15 protein-coding genes are annotated in these 18,183 nt (G+C 47.7%); 7 read left to right on the top strand and 8 right to left on the bottom strand.

Annotated elements, in window-relative coordinates; all coding sequences use genetic code 11:
* The first annotated feature begins 51 nt into the window (after positions 1–51).
* Complete coding sequence (locus tag V2546_RS09440) at positions 52–885, top strand: radical SAM protein (RefSeq protein ID WP_329752158.1); 834 nt, start codon at positions 52–54, stop codon at positions 883–885.
* A gap of 67 nt (positions 886–952) precedes the next feature.
* Here the strand turns inward: V2546_RS09440 and V2546_RS09435 are convergent, their stop codons facing one another.
* The 6 genes from V2546_RS09435 to V2546_RS09410 form a co-directional block, all read right to left on the bottom strand.
* The gene (locus tag V2546_RS09435) at positions 953–1,369 is read right to left on the bottom strand and encodes a hypothetical protein (protein WP_118530214.1); all 417 of its coding nucleotides are present in this window, start codon (positions 1,367–1,369) and stop codon (positions 953–955) included.
* Positions 1,366–2,244: a DUF3990 domain-containing protein gene (locus V2546_RS09430; protein WP_329752157.1), complete on the bottom strand. Its 879-nt coding sequence runs from the start codon at positions 2,242–2,244 to the stop codon at positions 1,366–1,368. Before V2546_RS09430 ends, V2546_RS09435 begins: the two co-directional genes overlap by 4 nt.
* A 281-nt stretch (positions 2,245–2,525) precedes the next feature.
* Positions 2,526–6,281 (bottom strand): transcription-repair coupling factor, encoded by a 3,756-nt coding sequence (gene mfd / locus V2546_RS09425; RefSeq protein ID WP_329752156.1) that lies wholly within the window; start codon positions 6,279–6,281, stop codon positions 2,526–2,528.
* Positions 6,282–6,396: 115 nt separating this feature from the next.
* The gene (gene pth, locus V2546_RS09420) at positions 6,397–6,972 is read right to left on the bottom strand and encodes an aminoacyl-tRNA hydrolase (RefSeq protein WP_118530218.1); all 576 of its coding nucleotides are present in this window, start codon (positions 6,970–6,972) and stop codon (positions 6,397–6,399) included.
* Between the two features lie 574 nt (positions 6,973–7,546).
* Entirely contained in the window at positions 7,547–8,068 is a 522-nt protein-coding gene (locus tag V2546_RS09415) for a phosphatidylglycerol lysyltransferase domain-containing protein (protein WP_486463579.1), read from the bottom strand.
* A complete protein-coding gene (locus V2546_RS09410; RefSeq protein ID WP_329752153.1) occupies positions 8,032–8,664 on the bottom strand; it encodes a hypothetical protein in 633 nt (210 codons plus the stop codon). Before V2546_RS09410 ends, V2546_RS09415 begins: the two co-directional genes overlap by 37 nt.
* A 313-nt stretch (positions 8,665–8,977) precedes the next feature.
* On the opposite strand from V2546_RS09410, the gene V2546_RS09405 reads away from it, so the two are divergent.
* Positions 8,978–9,793, top strand: a complete 816-nt coding sequence (locus V2546_RS09405) for a LytTR family DNA-binding domain-containing protein (RefSeq protein ID WP_329752152.1) — start codon at positions 8,978–8,980, stop codon at positions 9,791–9,793.
* 120 nt (positions 9,794–9,913) lie between these two features.
* Here V2546_RS09405 and V2546_RS09400 read toward each other — a convergent pair whose 3' ends face one another.
* Positions 9,914–11,191 (bottom strand): L-serine ammonia-lyase, iron-sulfur-dependent, subunit alpha, encoded by a 1,278-nt coding sequence (locus tag V2546_RS09400; protein ID WP_329752151.1) that lies wholly within the window; start codon positions 11,189–11,191, stop codon positions 9,914–9,916.
* 138 nt (positions 11,192–11,329) lie between these two features.
* Here V2546_RS09400 and V2546_RS09395 point away from each other — a divergent pair, with 138 nt between their 5' ends.
* The gene (locus V2546_RS09395; RefSeq protein ID WP_158553099.1) at positions 11,330–12,262 is read left to right on the top strand and encodes a LysR family transcriptional regulator; all 933 of its coding nucleotides are present in this window, start codon (positions 11,330–11,332) and stop codon (positions 12,260–12,262) included.
* On the opposite strand, the gene V2546_RS09390 is transcribed toward V2546_RS09395, so the two are convergent.
* A complete protein-coding gene (locus V2546_RS09390; protein ID WP_242990637.1) occupies positions 12,259–13,272 on the bottom strand; it encodes a uroporphyrinogen decarboxylase family protein in 1,014 nt (337 codons plus the stop codon). The two genes, V2546_RS09395 and V2546_RS09390, sit on opposite strands and share 4 nt — an antisense overlap.
* Before the next feature lie 309 nt (positions 13,273–13,581).
* Between V2546_RS09390 and V2546_RS09385 the strand changes: the two genes are divergently transcribed.
* The 4 genes from V2546_RS09385 to V2546_RS09370 all read left to right on the top strand — a co-directional run bounded on the left by V2546_RS09385 (position 13,582) and on the right by V2546_RS09370 (position 18,146).
* Complete coding sequence (locus V2546_RS09385; RefSeq protein WP_118530224.1) at positions 13,582–14,610, top strand: Bug family tripartite tricarboxylate transporter substrate binding protein; 1,029 nt, start codon at positions 13,582–13,584, stop codon at positions 14,608–14,610.
* A 36-nt stretch (positions 14,611–14,646) separates the two neighbouring features.
* On the top strand, positions 14,647–15,117 hold the full coding sequence (locus V2546_RS09380; RefSeq protein ID WP_215702161.1) for a tripartite tricarboxylate transporter TctB family protein: 471 nt from the start codon (positions 14,647–14,649) through the stop codon (positions 15,115–15,117).
* A gap of 17 nt (positions 15,118–15,134) precedes the next feature.
* The gene (locus V2546_RS09375; RefSeq protein ID WP_117471324.1) at positions 15,135–16,649 is read left to right on the top strand and encodes a tripartite tricarboxylate transporter permease; all 1,515 of its coding nucleotides are present in this window, start codon (positions 15,135–15,137) and stop codon (positions 16,647–16,649) included.
* Between the two features lie 177 nt (positions 16,650–16,826).
* Positions 16,827–18,146 (top strand): ATP-binding protein, encoded by a 1,320-nt coding sequence (locus tag V2546_RS09370; RefSeq protein ID WP_215702162.1) that lies wholly within the window; start codon positions 16,827–16,829, stop codon positions 18,144–18,146.
* Positions 18,147–18,183 lie beyond the last annotated feature (37 nt).

Raw genomic sequence — 18,183 nt, 5'->3', positions numbered from 1 at the left:
TTTATCTTTATTTTTATCCCCGGCAGATTCCGGGAGAAGGGAAACTTTTATATGGAAACAACAGGCTACATTCACTCCATCGACAGTTTTGGTTCCGTAGACGGACCCGGCGTCCGCTTTGTGACTTTTCTTCAGGGCTGCCATATGCGGTGCCGGTACTGTCATAATCCGGATACATGGAAGCTGGCAGGGAATCCTGCTGCGGCCTGTCCGCAGACCTCAGAAGCTGCCCATGGGAACAATTCCGCTGCGTCAGAAACCCGCCCTGACTCCGTCTCTTCCGGCTGCAATTACAAAGAGAGCACCCCGTCCGCCCTTTTAAAGCAGGCGCTCCGCTACAAGCGCTACTGGGGCAAAGAGGGCGGCATCACGGTCAGCGGCGGTGAACCGCTCTTGCAGCTGGATTTCATGACGGAGCTTTTCCGCCTGGCAAAAGAAAACGGCGTCGGCACGGTGCTTGACACCGCGGGACAGCCGTTTACAAGAACAGAACCATTTTTCTCAAAACTTTCGTCTCTCATGGAGAACACGGACCTTGTGATGCTCGACTTAAAACACATCGATCCGGAAAAACACCGTGCGCTCACCGGCCACACCAACGAGAACATCCTGGACTTCGCCAGATACTTAAACGAGATTGGCAAACCCACGTGGGTCCGCCACGTCCTCGTCCCGGGCGTGACCGACGATGAAGAAAACCTTCGCGGTATCCGCGCGTTTTTAGACACACTGTCCAACGTGAAAAAGGTGGAAGTTCTCCCGTACCATACGCTCGGGATCTACAAATGGGAGTCACTCGGCATCCCGTATACCTTGAAAGATGTGGATCCACCGACGGCAGAATCGGTGAAGCGGGCGGAAGAGATTTTGGGGTGTCAGAAATAAGTTTTGCTAATAAAACACGTACTGTCTAAAGTTGATTTTATCCGACTTAAACCAGTACGTGTTTCTTTTATCTTTTCTGATTATAAATTTCCTTCAGATTCTCGATCGCAAGAACTGGATCCATCGTATGAAACATCATGTAATTTCGTTTCATAACTTCGACCGGCGCTTGTTTATATATCTTTCTACTGTCCTCACCGCTGTAATAATGCCAATAACGGTAAATATAACCGATCCAATACAGAACATCTTTTGAATATACTTCTCCGCCAACTAAACTCTCTGTCTTGGAATTTCCGATGACCTCATCTAAAAGATACTCTTCTCCTGCCCATTGCATACGATTATACTCAGAATCCAATGCTTTTGCCGTCTCAGAATTCATGAACAATTTAATAAATTCCATACTACTGTAATTATGATCAGCTGACAGTTCAAAAAGTCTTCCCTGTATGTCACAGAGTTTTAAAGCTATCTCATTCATTGTTTTCCTCCGGCTTTGGCGTTATCCAGGATTTCATCAAAAAATAGTCCCTCACGGCGATAATTCTTACAGATACCGTTTGCAAGAGAAACTCCCCGTGCACGATTTTCCTCTGCAACCTCCTTAATAAATGCTCTCTCCAAATAGGAAAGCTCTATTTCCGCTTCAATATGGATTGCATCACATCCTCTTTGTGACACCGCAACGTACTGACTTCCCAATTGCAATGCAGAAAGACTGTGCACCAATGCTGCATCTGTGATATTTCCAATAAAGAAATTATCAATCACATAAAACATCCTGTCATTTGCAATGCTTCCAATAAGCAGATCTTTTCCGGCTGCCATATTTCGATACTTGTTATAAAATTCAGTATCCTTTATGCTCTCCATTCTTCCCCTGTTATATGCTACAAGCATTGCCCACTCAATATCTGCTGGTACATTCAGCAATTTAAGCTCATTCACATCGACAGAAACGATATAAAATTTTGATTTTTCATAGTCACAAATCAGTGTCAACGCCTGACCTGGATCTGTTCCCATATAAAAGCCTCTGCCAAAATCACACTGTTTCCGGCTCTTCGGCTCAATAACTCCTTCTATGCCGGATTTCGATCCATGATAAAGCAGCACCTTTCCGTGAACAGCTTCTATTTTTTTTTCCGCTTCCGCAATTTTCTCCAACGTCATATCATAAACCGGAACTGCCCGTGCCTTACACAGCTCATGCAATCTCATCTGCGCCAGTTTATTAGGAACAGCCCGGCCGTTTTCCCAACGGTTCACGGTTGCAAAAGACACATTCATATACTCTGCGAACTCGGTCTGACTCATGTTCAAATAAAACCTGATTTTTTTAATCAAATTTTTCATGTCGCTTCTCCAAAATATAACATTATTTATAATGTAAAATATATCAGATGTTATGTTTCGTGTCAATGTATCTACCAGAATCCACTTCATACCATGCTGTCAATATGTTGTCGTTTATTCTTTGCATCTTTTTTACTTCTCTCGAAACACCTCTTTTCAATAACACTTATCATAATGTTCACTTACATTTATATTATACACCAACCAGTCCAGCAACATGAAGAGCATTTACCTATAAAAATAGCGCATTATATTTAATGCGCTATTTTTACCATATGCTTTTATTTTCTGCTCTCTGCCAGCTCCCCAAGCTTCCCAAGAATCTCCTTCGCCTTCTCGATCATCGGTTCGCAGTTCTTGTTTTTCTTTCCTTTTTCCTGGTAGAACAGGACCGGTTTCTCGCCGCCCTGGGCGAAGCGGAGCGCAGTCTTGTACTCCGCGATCAGCGCCGGGATCTTTGTGACATCGAGCTTCGCCTTCGGGTAAAGCTCGATCCGGATTTCCTGGGTGTTGATATCCACCTCGGTCACATACGCCCGGTGTGCCATGGCCTTTAACTCCGCAACCCGGAGCAGATTGTTGACGGATTTCGGGATATCGCCGAAGCGGTCGATCAGTTCATCCTGCATATCCATGTACTCGTCATCTGTCTCGATGGCGGAAATTCTCTTATAAACATCCAGTTTCAGATACTCATTCTTGATATATCCATCCGGAATAAACGCGTCGATATCGCAGTCCACGACCGTCTCAAACGTCTCCTCTTCCTCCTGTCCGCCCTTCAGAGCGATGACTGCCTCATTGAGCATCTTGCAGTAGAGGTCGTATCCGACCGCCTCCATGTGGCCGTGCTGCTCCGCACCGAGGATATTTCCCGCGCCGCGGATCTCAAGGTCCCGCATCGCGATCTTGATGCCGGAACCGAGCTCCGTGAACTCGCGGATCGCCTGGAGACGCTTTTCCGCGTCCTCCTTCAGCATCTTATCGCGCTTGTACATGAGGAACGCATAGGATGTCCGGTTCGAACGCCCGATCCGCCCGCGGATCTGGTAAAGCTGGGAGAGGCCCAGCCGGTCCGCATCCTGAATGATCATCGTGTTGGCATTCGGGATATCGAGTCCCGTCTCGATGATCGTCGTGGAGACGAGCACATCGATATCACCGTTGATGAAATCCAGCATGATCTTCTCGAGCTGGTGCTCATTCATCTGACCATGGGCGAATGCCACATTTGCCTCCGGAACGAGCGACGCCACATGGTTTGCCACCTCGTCGATGTTGTTGACACGATTGTATACATAGTACACCTGCCCGCCGCGTCCTAACTCTCTGTGGATCGCCTCGCGGATCATCTCGTCGTTGTACTCCATGACGTACGTCTGGATCGGCACACGGTCCACCGGCGGCTCCTCGAGAACACTCATATCGCGGATCCCGATGAGACTCATGTGCAGCGTTCTCGGGATCGGCGTCGCCGTCAGAGTCAGAACATCCACGTTCTGCTTCATCTGCTTGATCTTCTCCTTGTGTGTCACGCCGAACCGCTGCTCCTCATCGACGATCAGAAGTCCCAGACTCTTGAACCGCACATCCTTGGAAAGCACCCGGTGCGTGCCGACCACGATGTCCACATATCCTTTTTTCAGACCTTCGATCGTCTTTTTCATCTCTCCGGGCGTCCGGAACCGCGACATCATGTCCACGCGGACCGGGAAATCCTTCATTCTCTGGACGAACGTATTGTAGATCTGCTGCGCCAGGATCGTTGTCGGGACCAGGTACACGACCTGTTTTCCTTCCTGCACCGCCTTGAACGCCGCGCGGAGTGCGATCTCCGTCTTTCCGTAGCCCACATCCCCGCAGATCAGGCGGTCCATGATCTTCTTGCTCTCCATGTCCCGCTTCGTATCGTCGATGGCGGTGAGCTGATCGTCCGTCTCATCGTAGGGGAACATCTCCTCGAATTCCTTCTGCCACACCGTATCCGGTCCGTACTGGAAGCCCTCCGCGTCCTGACGCGCCGCATAGAGCTCCACAAGCTCCTTTGCGATCTCCCGGACTGCCGTGCGGACCTTTGTCTTCGTCTTTGTCCACTCGGTCCCGCCAAGCTTATTTAACTTCGGAACCTTCGCGTCAGCCCCGGCATACTTCTGGATCCCCTCCAGACGGGTCGCTGGAAGATAGAGGTTTCCGCCGTCACCGTACTCGACCTTGATATAGTCCTTGATGACATGGTCCTGCTCGATCTTCTCGATTCCCTTATAGATACCGAGACCATGGCTCTCATGCACCACATAGTCGCCGACGGAAAGCTCGGAGAAACTGCTGATCTTCTTTCCCTCGTAATTATATTTTTTCCGCTTCTTCTTCCGTTTTTCCACCCCGAACATGTCACCCTCGGTGATGACAACGAACTTGATCAACGGATACTCAAAGCCCTTATGGAGTTTTCCGTAGGTAACCATGATCTCCCCCGGAGCGACCGGCTGTCCCGGGTCTTCCGGACAGAATGCCCGCAGGTCATACTCCCTTAAATCTCCTGCGAGGCGGCTCGCTCTGGTCCTTGACGCGGAGAGGAGGACAACGCGATATCCGTCCTTCTTCCATCTCGTCAGGTCCTTGATCAGGATCTCGAAGCTGTTCTGGTAGGAATTTAAGTTCTTTCCGGTCAGGCTGTACTTCGCCCGCGGAGTCATGCCGGGGAGTCTCTGGTCGAGTCCTGTCATGAAGATCGTGTGCGGCGTGTGCGCGTCCGCCAGGATCGTTTTCGAGGAAAACAGGAGGTCCGCCTGCCCCGGCAGGATATAGCCCTGCTCCAGACGGTGGGACATACTCTCGCGGAATTCCGTCTCGACGGTCTCCGCTTTTTCCTTCATCCGCTGGGGCTCATCTAAAATTAATGCCAGGCCAGATGCCTGTTTCTTTTCGGCCGTTTTTCCGGCCGCCCTTGCCGTTTTCTTTCCTGATGTCTTCGTCCCAGCTGTCCCAGTATCACTCTGATCTACGTTCCCGCCTGATTCTACTGTCTTCTTTCCTGCCTCTTCAGCTTCAGTTTCAATAACTCCCACTTCCGCCTGTTTTCCTGTTTCTGTCGCAGAAGACACCAAAGTGACCTTAGCGCCGACTTCTTTCATATAGTCAAGAAATGAAACCGTATCTTTACAGAAATACCTGATATACGCATCCAGCATCTGGACATCAAAGCCCTCTTTTAAGGATTCCACAAGCTCCCCGACAGCCCGCCTGATCCGCGTCGCCTCCTCCGGCTTTTTCTGGTCGCGGAAGGTCTTTTCCTGCTTCTTTCCCTCTGCCTCCAGGCGCAGGATCCCGTCCTCGATATGTTCCTTCGTGAGGATCAGTTCCGCTGCCGGGTAGATCGTGACCTCGTCCATCTGCTGGATCGAGCGCTGGCTCTCGGCATCAAAGGAGCGGATCGAGTCCACCTCATCTCCCCAGAGCTCGATCCGGACCGGGACCTCCTCCGTCAGTGGGAACACATCCAGAATTCCGCCGCGGACAGAAAACTGTCCCATTCCATCGACCTGTCCCATCCGCTCATAGCCCATGTTCGTGAGCTGTGTCTTGATCTCCTCGATATCGAGTGTCTGTCCCGCCATGATGTTCAGGCAGCTCTCCCTGATCATGGAAAGCGGCAGAAGATGATCCATGAGTCCGTCCACGGTCGTTACGACAACTCCGCCTTCATCCTCCAAAAGATGTTTAAATACCTGCATCCGCTGTCTCGTCAGGAGATTTCCGTGGATATCAGAGCTGTAAAACAGGAGGTCTCTCGCCGGGTACAGCCAGGTATTCGGCTCAAAATAGCTGAAATCATCATAGATTTCCTTCGCCCGGTTGTCATCGTACGTCACGACAAGGCGCCACGGATGTTCCTTCGAGAGTTCATGCATGACATGAACTTTCTGGGAATCCGTCACGCCGCTGACCTGGATCGGACCTTTTCCTTTATCCATATCCTGTTTCATATCGGTATACTCCGCCAGCTCCGCGAGCGGATTTGCAAAAACTTCAGCCATGGTTCCTCCTGTTTTTATTCGTTTCCTGTCCGATCATATTTCTGATTCTATTCCAGTTAGTGTGCATAGGTATTCTCCGCACGCACACTGCGGCAAAATTTTGCCAATACTTCTTTTATTTTTCTTCTTTCTTCCGGTTATGATCATTCATCGCCTGCGCGATTCCGACATTCACGATCTCGCAGACTGCGTCCGCCGCTTCCTTCACCGCGTCCGCCATCGTTCCCTGTTCTTCCTTTGAAAAATGTCCCAGCACATAATCAGCGAGATCCATCCGGGACGGCTTCTCACCGACTCCGACCTTCACGCGCGGGAATTCCTGGGTTCCGAGATGTGCGATGATGCTCTTGATTCCGTTGTGACCGCCGGCACTTCCCTTTGCGCGGATCCTTAACTGACCCGGAGCCAGACTGATATCATCGTACACGATCAGGATATCTTCCGGATCCACCTTATAATAATCGGCCGCCGCGCGGATACTCTCCCCACTGGAGTTCATATACGTCTGCGGCTTCATGAGGATCACTTTCTCCCCGCCGATCACGCCTTTTCCGCAGAGCGCCTTGTGCTTCTTCTCAGAGATGTCCGCCCCGATCTTCTCCGCCAGAGCATCCATCACCATAAAACCTGCATTGTGTCTTGTATTTTCATATTCCTTTCCCGGGTTTCCGAGACCTGCAATTATTAACATTTTTATCTCCTTTTTTTCTCCGCTCTCCGCGGCAGTAAGTTTTTATCGCTGTTCGTAACTGTTCCATATCTTCGCAGTTACCATTCTTTCATTCGTTTCTTTCTGCAACGCACTTAAGGGGGATTTTTCAGTCCCCCCGGTTTTTCCATTTTATCAGCTTTGCCTTGTCTGCGCAAGGCTGAACTTGGCCACATCATAAAAAGATCCTGCCGCCACACACGAGCAGGATTTCGGCTCCTTTTATTTGCCGGGAAGTTCCACAAGAACTCGCCGGTAAGCAAAAACTGCCGCCACCAGACACGCCCTTGATCTCCCGGAACGTCTCTGCTGACGGCAGTTTTTATGTGATATACTCACCTTTTCATACTCCGGCAGGTACCCCCTAAGTACCGTCCGTACATTTCCCCGGATCATGCTTTCGCATTATCTCCAGCATCCATTCGGTTGTACGGAATTTCATACTCCATAGCTTACCATATTTCTTCATATAATGCAATCAATTCCATTAAATACAGGGTTTTATGTGTCATATGTATGCTTTTTCTGAATTTGTCTGTATATTTTTTAACAAACTTTAATTTCTCTCCCGCTCCAGGATCGTATATTTCTTCTCCATCCGTACCGGATGCATACTCTCTTTCGTCCGTCTCAGATTTTCCAGTCCCATATCATCTTCCCGGTTCACCAGTCCTGTCTCCGGATATGAATGGAGCAAAAACTCTTTTTCCAGATAATTGTACAGACCGCGAAGCTCAGTATCTGCCTTTTCCACATGTGTCACCGTCATATCGGTCTCCTTACACTCCGTTCCCATGGAAAATGCCTCCAGAATCCCGTTCACACGAACACCGGCAATCGTGATCTCCGCTTCCCGGCAGAATCGGATTGCTTCCCGTATCCCGGTCTCCTCACTGTCCAAACGGTTCAGAGCATCATCACTTTCCTTTTTCGATGACCAGCGATCCAGAAACTGTAAAATCTCCGGTTCATCCTCCGGTCCAAGAAGAACAAACTCTGCCCGGTCTCCATAGTCCCTCTGGAATCTGGAGATCCTGTTTTTCATTTTTGAATATTTCCTTCCGGGAAGAAGACGCATCTCCTCCCCGGAATAAATATAATCAAAGCTGTCCCTGTCCTCCACAACCTCATACTGAGCCGGATCCGGAAGATCTCTCCGCAGAACATTTCTCTCAAACGGTTCTCAGATAAGTTGCCCTGCTCTTTTGAGTCCAGCCAGACAACTACCCGCAGGCTCTTCGCCATTTTTTCCAGCAGACGGCCCGCAAAAAACATGACCTCGCGGGAGTTCAGATACGCGATCCCGGAGATCGACACCAGTTTTCCATTACCGGTTCCGGCTGCGAGGCGGTTCGCTATTTCCGTCGTCAGATAGCGCTTGATTTCCGAAAGAAGCGTTTCTGCAGATGCGAGCTCATACAGATCTTTCATATTGACCGATGAACGCTCATTTCCAATGCTTTCATCCATACAGCGGATAAATTCTTCGACGGTATCGACTTCATGGCTCAGATCAAAAGAAAGCTCCGCATGTTTCCTGACCTGTTCCGACAGGCATACTCTCCCGTACTCCATCGGCATATCCACCTGCGTAATTTTTCCGATATTGTTTAAAATATCCGCTTCTGCCGCCTGAAATGTTTTTGTTTTTTCCAGAATTTCTGCCGTCTTCATTCCCGCACCTCCTCTCCCGGAAATCTGCCTGCTTGTTTTTTTCATTTTTACATGTTCGATATTCTTCGGCAATGCGTCCTGCACAAGATGTCATTTTTTTGCACGAGATGTAAATAATTGTAGATAAGATAAATTTTATCATCCGCACTTTCACGCTTCAATTTGATGTGGTGGAATACATGTTTTCATGTATCAAATACATCATATTTCACATTTTTTCTTTATTTTTCCATGAAAATCAATTGTTTTTTGGAACTTCACATGATAAAATTGAGCACATATTTTGGACTCAGTCCCGTTATTGGAGGAATTTATGAATATTTCCGCACAGATCCGGCAATCCGTCCACATCATCACCGAATACTACGAAAACCACCTACAGCCATTCTTCGATGCCGCAGACGACGATCTTCTCTGGATCGGTCCTGCCGAAAACCAGTGGATGCAGGGGAAAGCAACGATCCTCGCCGCCTTCGCACAGGAAGACGGAACACATCATCTGACCTTCACGATGAGCAATATCTCAGCCACACCGGTTTCCTGCGGCCCGCATGCCTGCGAGATTATCCTGACGTATCTTGTATACACGTACTATCCGAGCGGAGCGATGACGGTCCATGACCAGAGACTTCACTATACCTGGCGCGATAAAAAGGTGACCGGACCCGACGGAAAATCTGTTATGGTCCCGAAGATCGCCGTCGTCCATATCTCCAACGCGTTCCCTTACGATGAGCGCGATAAGATCTATCCGGTCCACTACGATGAGATGAAGGTTCCCGTGACGGTCAGTCCGGTCACCGGACAGCGCATCACGATCAATGGGCAGAATCACGTCTGCCACTTTCTCGTTGCGAACTCCATTCTCTATATCGAGACCGGAACCCGCTCCCCGTACACGGTGGTCCACACTCTGACCAGCACCTTTGACTCCGTCGATTCTCTTTCAAAACTGGAGAAACAATATGGATCCATCTTCTTGAGGATCCATGCAAGTTTCATTGTAAATCCATTGTTTGTCCAGTCCATCCGCCGCTTCGAGCTCACCCTGACCGACGGCACCGTTCTTCCAATCCCGGACCGGAAATACGCGAAGGTCGCAAAAGCGCTGCAGGAGTGGGGGAAGTAGATGGCTGGCAGAACATACGATTATTTTATTCATCTATCAACAAACAGCGCCTTTCTTTTTAAAAGGAAAGCGCTGTCCAACTGATAAAACTTATACATCTATATCCGATCATTCTTTTCTCTAATTTCCCAGCATAATATTCAAAATTTCAAGATCCGTAGAATGCATGCCATCACGCCCCATGCGTCCGATACTTCGGATTGTCTCTTCAACATCGTCCTCTACCAGACCTTCACCTGGCTGAAATGCCCGGTCATGTAAGCCCATTTTCATTCCAAGAAGCGCGGTCTGAAGGGCTGTCGAAATTTTAGCTGCGCAGGATGATTTCGCGCCATCACACACCATACCTCCCACAGTTGCGATGGTGTTGGTAATTGTCTCACAGACCACTTCATATGGATATCCAAGCATGTAGCAGATACCACAAGCTGCTCCACATGCGGCGCTCACAACGCCGCAGTATGCAGACAGACTTCCGATATATTTTTTTTGATGAACTGCAATCAAATTTGAAACTACAAGTCCCCGCAAAAGTTTTTCTTTTTCGATGTTTTTCTCCTGCGCGTAAACAATGACCGGCACGCTGACCGTGATTCCCTGATTACCGCTTCCGGAATTGATGACGACCGGCATCGGACAGCCGTTCATTCTGGCATCCGAACCTGCTGCCGCATACGCACGTGCCTTCAGACCCACCGTCGGATTTTCGTTTCCGTCAATCAGGACTCTTCCAACCTCTGCTCCGTACGGATGTTCCAGTCCTTCCCGACAGATTGCCATATTGCACTCGATCTGGCGATTCAGGATCTCTTCAACATCCTCGATTTTTACTTCGTCCGCAAACTCCAGAATATTTTTCACTGTGAGAAGCTGTTTGTCACCTGCCTTATGACCATTTTCCTCACCTGCCTCAGTCTTTTCCAGAACACTCACCCCGTCTTTTTCCATCCGGGTGATATTTTTATGGGTCTTCTGAATCTCGACCAGCGCCGTATGCTCTCCGGCGCACAGTTCCACTACAATGTAAAGAGTCGCCACGCCTTCGATCAGTTTACAGGTACAAAATTTCTGATTTAAAAGCTCTTTTGTCTTCTCCTGATCCTCTTTTGTCACACTCTCAAGCACTGCCAGATCCATATCTGGATCTCCGCCCACGATTCCCAGTACTGCTGCCACATCGATTCCTTTTAATCCGCCGGAGTTCGGTACCGTCACTCCCATGACATTTTTAACGATATTTCCGCTGCAGGACACTACACATTTCTCCGGCATCTGACCTAACAGTTTCCGCGCTTTTGCTGCCGCGTAGGCGATTGCGATCGGTTCCGTGCAGCCGAGCGCCATAATCAGTTCGTCTTTTAATATTTCAAGATGGTTTGTGTATAATTTCTGGTCCATTTTTTATTTTTCCTCATGATATTTTTAACAGTTTCTTAGCGCTTTTTCTCCTTCTGTTCTTTCTTTTTCGATTATTTTTGCTATAATAATTCATATCTTTCATCAATGTTACTGCAGAAAAAATTTAAGGAGCACACTATGAACTTTTTAAATCTCTACTACTTTCGCGTGGCCGCTGAAGAACTCAGTTTCACAAATGCTGCCAAGCGTTTATTTATATCCCAGCAATCCCTCAGCAACCACATTTCCCGCCTGGAAAACGAATTCGGTGTGATCCTTTTTAACCGTACCCAACCGATCACACTCACCGAAGCCGGAAAATCCCTCTATGCAAGTTCCAAGGTTCTGCTTCATCAGAAAGAACAGATTGAAAAAAGCATGCAGGATATCCGGGACTTCCGAAAAGGTGAACTGACTCTCGGAATCAGTACCTCCCGCGGAGCTGTCATGCTTCCAAAGATACTTCCAGAATTCCGCTCTGCCTTTCCCCAGATCAAACTAAATCTTGTAGAAGGTACAACAAAAGAGATCAACCAGGCATTGTTTGAAGGACGGGCAGATCTCTGCATCGGTTTTGCGATCAATGATCCAGAAAAAGTACACGAGGAACTGCTCCATACAGAATCTCTCGTCTGCGTTATTCCAAACTCATTTTTGCCGCGCTATCTGAAGATAGACTCCACTTTGATTCCGGGTTCTGTTCAAAGTTTCAACATTTTTGCCGACTGCCCGTTTATCAAAATGCCGAAACAGACATGGCTGGGCGAAATGTTTGAAAAATGTTGTGAAAGCTACAACATTGAACCGGAAATCCTCCTCGAGACCACCAGTATGTCCACCATGGTTTCCCTCTGTTCTTCCGGAATCGGTGCCATCGTGCTTCCCGAAATCTTCGTCAGCCGCCGTATGACATTCTGGAATTCCTTCGACTGGAAAGAACAGGTGTCTGTCTTTCCGTTAAACTATCCGGCGGGCTACCGGCCGATCACAATCGCTTACATGAAAGACCACTATCTCAGCCGAGCCGCCGATGAATTCATCCGGATGGCACAGGAAAAGTTTTCCTGCTAAGCGTAGATCGGATGGATCTTCGCCTCCACATCATCTTTCGCTTTGCGGATAAATTTTAAAGTTTCCTCATTTAACGGATAGCGGATCACACAACCCGGTGTTAAGATCTGACCGCAGCCACCCATCAGTTTAAAACACTCATAAATCTGATGATGGATGGCATTGCGGTCATCTTTTGTGATATCGGTGCGGTTTAGTCCGCCCATAAGGCATTTTCCAGACTCAAGCGCCGCCTCATCCACTGACGGATATGTCTCCCATGCATGCCAGTTGAAGACCTGTACCGGATAATCCTTCAATATTTCCATCATGATATTACTTCCATGGGCATGCAGTGTGTTCATCCATCCATCTTTCGCCGCATTCAGGACCTCCAAGTCATAAGGAACGCCAAATTCCTTATACTGTTCTGCAGTCATAAAATTATAAGTACTGCTCTGCGCCGCAAAGAAGATTCCGTCCGCACCGGCTTCCAGCGCTGCCCGAGCCATATTGCAGGTCGTCTCCGTAATCACTTTCAGCGCATGATGAACTGCATCCCCGTCACCATTTTCCAGATACTGAAGAAGTGTATTTCCGGACAATTTATTCGCTGTTGTCAACGGGCTGAATATCGTGAAAATGACTGGCACATCCTCATTCTTTACCTTATCGAGAACAAGTTTCAATCCTTTTAATTCTCTCGCAAGACTTCCTTCCTTTACAGAACACGGTTTCAGTTCATACCAGTCCTTCGCTTCGTGGATCGGTGTTTTTGTGACTTTCGCCACTCCGCCTTTCGCAATATCTGAATAATCAATCTCACAACCGAAGTCTTCGATGGCGTACATTCCGTTATTCATAGTCTTTATAAAGTCGATATCATACTTTTTATAAAACTCATATGTCTTTTCCGCTAAAAGTTCCGGATTCAGATCGATTCCCGGAAGATGGGTCCAGAATGAATATGGAAGTTTGTCCGGTTTTTCCCCTGCAATAGCTGCCTGAATTCTCTCTTTCTTTGTCATCATATAGCGACCTCCTTTAGCCGTTCACGTTTTTGTTTTCGATGCCAGTATAAGAATTCAGATTACAAATGTCTAACAAGTTTTGTTCTTTTATTCACAATCATTCAGTTGTAATTCGGTATGTTTTTTGTTCATTTTTTTCTTTTTTATCCATTTTACAGTCATTATATTGTGATATAACACGGAAAAGCTGTTTGTTTTCTGACATAAAATTCACTAGAATGAATGTAACAAAAGCAAACGCGTTTCTTGCTGGACCAGTCTATTATGACGACAAAATTTTTTAGTTCTACTATAAAAGGAGGATCTCACATGAAAAAAATATTTGCACTTATGACCGCAGGAGCTTTAGCATTATCTCTTAGCGCATGCCAAGCTTCCAGCCAGCAGACAACAGACACCACAACAAAATCTGCTGATTCCACTGATACTGCAGCCGCCAAAAACGATGGTTCTTTCCCAAGCGAAACGATCACTCTCGTCTGCCCGTTCTCAGCCGGCGGCGGAACCGACATTGGTGCCCGCAATCTTGCACAGGCTCTTTCTAAAGTAATGGGAGTCAATGTTGTCGTTGAAAACCAGACAGGATCTGGCGGATGGGTCGCATGGACCGATCTGATCCAGGGCGATTACAAAGACGGTTATACGATCGGTCTGATCAACCATAACTATGCGATGGGTGAGCTTGATCCGGATAACCCTAGAAAATATAATCTCGATGACGTCACTGTCCTTGCAAACCAGGCTCTCGACTACAATGTCATGGCGATCCGTTCTAATGACACACGGTTCTCCGATATTGACAGCTTTATCGAGTACGCCAAATCCAATCCTGTTCTCGTTTCCGCCCAGGCAACAGGAATTACCGACGGAGACGCAACAACTGCTGAATGGTTCAACAAGACCTTCGGAACCCAGATCACTGTTGTTCCGGTAGACGGAGCTTCCGACAGCCGCGGAATGTTCTTATCCGGTGACACAGATATCTTTTTTGCATCCATCTCTGATGTCATGGCTTCCTATCAGTCTGGTGAGATGAAGGTTGCATGCATTTTTTCCGACGAACGCAGTGACTTCATACCGGATGTTCCTACGATCAAAGAGGCAACCGGTGAAGACTTTGTCGCATTCGCAGCTCGCGGATACTTCTATCCGAATGGTGTTCCACAGGATATCGTCGACACGACCACTGACGCATTATTAAAAGCAATGGAAGATCCTGACTATATCGAAAATATGGCTGCTCTTGGTCTTCAGCTCGACAATACCTCCGGTGAGGACTTCAAAGAACTTCTTGAGAGCCAGGTTGAAACCAGAAAAATGATCTGGAACGTACAGTAACTGATCATTCCCACATAAGAAAAGGAGTTTATCCATATGGCAAAAAAGTTTCATCGCGACGTATGGGTAGGAACCGTTCTTCTCATCTTCTGTATCGCAGTGTTCTTTACTGCGGTACAGATTCCTGGACAGGCTTCCTATCTTCCGATCACTCTGTCCCTGTTAATGGGATTATGTTCTGTATTTATTATTCTGAAAGGTCTCCGGCTCACCAAGGAGCAGGATGGGGATTTCCACTACTCCATGACTATAAAGAGCAGTAAATACGCATTCCTGTTCATGTTTTTTATTTTTATCTATTTCCTTGGCCTCCGCTATATCACATACTGGATCGCGACACCGATCTTTATGCTGCTTTCCATGAAATATTTAAAGCTGAAGTCCTGGAAAGTAAACATTGTGATCACCGTTCTCTACACCCTGATCTGTTATGTTGTTTTCGTTATCATTCTTCATCTCCCGATCTATAAAGTCGGCATTCTCGGACAACTGTTCCGTTATATTTAAGGAAAGGAGCTTATAAAATGGCAGAATATTTATCACTCGCATTGAGTTCGTTCCTCTCCATTGATGTCTTTCTCGGACTGCTCGTCGGTGTTGTAGGCGGAATGATCATCGGAATTATTCCCGGATTGGGACCGTCCGTCGGTATTGCCCTGCTGCTGCCGATCTCATTTTCCATGAGTCCCACAGCTGCCCTTGTCATGATGACCGCAATGTACACAACCGGTGTGTACGGCGGATCCATCACTGCTGTTTTGTGCCATACACCAGGTACCGCGGCATCTGCGGCGACCACACAGGATGGCTATGAAATGACGAAAAAAGGCCGCGGCATGGAGGCCGTGTCCGTCGTAACCATCGCATCCGTTGTCGGTGGTATCATTGGTGCCATCTGCCTGATCTTATTTGCCCCGGCACTCGGAAGAATCAGTCAGATGTTCTCCTGCCTTGAGTATTTCCTCGTTGCCTGCTTCGGTGTTCTCGTCGTTGCCGGACTCACGGGAGATAACCAGGCAAAAGGAATCTTCGCCGCTCTGTTAGGTCTTCTGATCGGCTGCATCGGCATGGACTCCATCAGCGGTGTGTCTCGATTCACGTTCGGACAGCTCTGGCTTGAGGATGGTCTTGACTCCACACCGATCCTGATCGGATTATTCTCAATCTCCCAGGTTCTCATCCTCGTTGAAAAGCTGATGACAGGAACCGGTGCAACCATTGTTGACGACCCGGCAGCTGCCTTAAAGGGAAAGCGTTGGGAAAAAGGCAATGCCGGTCTATTAACTCCTACCATGTTAAAAAGTTCTGTTATCGGTGCATTTATCGGATTTATCCCTGCTGCCGGCTGTTCCATCGCCGCATGGATCAGTTATGGTCTTTCCAAACGGACTTCTAAAAATCCGGAAGAATACGGAAAAGGTTCCATTGTCGGAATTGCTGCCTCTGAGGCCGCAAACAACGCAGCCTGCGGCGGTGCCATGATCCCACTTTTCACTTTAGGTATTCCTGGAAGCCCGGTCACAGCAATCCTTTACGGAGCGCTTCTCATGCATGGCTTACAGCCTGGCAGTGACCTGTTTACAGGTTCTAAGGCTCCAACTACTTATGCGATCTTCCTTGGTTTCCTTTTCGCGAATGTGCTGATGGGAATCATCGGAGTTTCCATGGCAAGACAGATGGCAAGAGTCTGCCTCGTTCCAAACTCTGTTCTCGTTCCGATCATCGTCGCATTATCCTGCATCGGTACTTATGCACTGAGCAACAGCATGTACGAAGTTATCATCATGCTCGTGTTCGGTCTCATCGGATACCTTATGAAAATCTACGGATTTGAACCGGCACCTCTGGTTCTCGGCGTTGTCCTTGCCGATATTCTGGAATCCAACTTCCGCAGAACCTTGATCATGGCTGCACCGAAGGGCGGACTCATCCCGTATTTCTTCTCCCGCCCGATTGCAATCATCATCCTGCTTGTAATCATTGGTTTCGCAATGGTTCCTGTTTTAAAAAACGTACTCACTAAAAAACAGAAGCAGTAATTTTCACTCATCCCCCTCTCTCCGGCAGGATATATTGTCCAGATATCCTGCCGGATCTTTTTATTATTTGTTTATGTTTGCAAAAACTGTCGAAAGTAAAAAGTTTTTGTACTATAATGCAATTACTTGATTATTTCACCAGTTTATGCCATACTAATACTGCAGGAGGTGATAGACATGATAGGTTCCCATGAACTCAGGCAGCGTGACAGTTACCTGAATAAGCTGATAGGTTTTCAAGATACAGAACCGGTCAAAGTGATTACTGGTATTCGCCGCTGCGGAAAGTCCAGTCTGTTAAAGCTGATGGTTCAGCATTTGAAAAATACCGGTGTTCTTCCGGAACAGATCCTTGAAATGAATTTTGAATCCTTTGATTTTCGCAGGATGAATGCCGACGATATTTATCGCTATGTAAAAGAACGTATTGTTCCCGGAAAGCGGATGTATCTCTTCTTTGATGAGCTGCAGAGGATCGAAGCATGGGAGGACGCGGTAAACGCCTTCCGTGTAGATTTTGACTGTGACATCTATGTTACTGGATCAAACGCTTACCTTCTTTCTTCGGAGTATTCCACCTACCTCTCCGGGCGGTGTGTAGAAATCAGAATGCTGCCGCTCTCATTCCATGAATTTCTTGATTTTCACGGCTTTGAAGTACATGAAATACAAAGTGCGCTCGGGGGACTCCGCAAACAGGTATTCGACAAAAACGGGGAACATTATGAATTGCGTGAGGTATTTGATGCCTATATAAGATTCGGCGGAATGCCGGGAATCGCCGATGTCGGTCTGGATCAGGAAAAAGCACTGTCTCTTCTTGACGGTATCTATTCCACGGTAGTCATCCGTGATATTTTGGAACGTGAAAAACGCAGGGGGCAAAAACAGATCACAGACCCCACGCTTCTGCGCAAGATCATCCTGTTCCTTGCCGACAATATCGGCTCCAGCGTATCCATTTCCTCCATAGGCAACACTTTGATAAACGAAGGGCTCCTTGACGATGGTAAACGCAAGGGCGCTCCTAGCGCACATACTGTGCAGGCATATGTGAATGCACTTCTGGAAAGCTATTTTTTCTATGAGATCAAGCGCTTTGACATCAAGGGAAAGGCATACCTCCGCACGTTGGGAAAATACTATATCGTTGACATCGGCCTTCGCAATTATCTGCTGGGCTTCCGTAATCGTGACAGCGGTCATGCCATCGAAAATGTCGTTTACTTTGAATTGCTTCGCAGGGGTTATGATGTAGCGATCGGCAAGATCGGCAGCGCCGAAGTAGACTTTATTGCAACGAAAGCCGATGCTAAAAAGTATATCCAGGTGACAGAATCTATGATGAGTGAGGATGTACGCAATCGGGAACTTACACCGCTGCAAAACATCCGTGATAACTACGAAAAAATCGTTTTATCGCTTGAACCAGGGCTTGATGCTTCCTATGACGGCATCAGATCCGAAAATCTCATAGATTGGCTGCTCAGTCAATAAACGCTGTATTTCAGAGCGCAGCCAAATAAACTCCGCA

Origin of the sequence: Clostridium sp. CM74B_53, from assembly GCF_036318045.1 — a bacterium.
GTDB lineage: Bacteria > Bacillota > Clostridia > Lachnospirales > Lachnospiraceae > Pilosibacter.
Note: the sequence above shows the minus strand (reverse complement) of the source record. Positions and strands in the feature narration are given on the sequence as shown.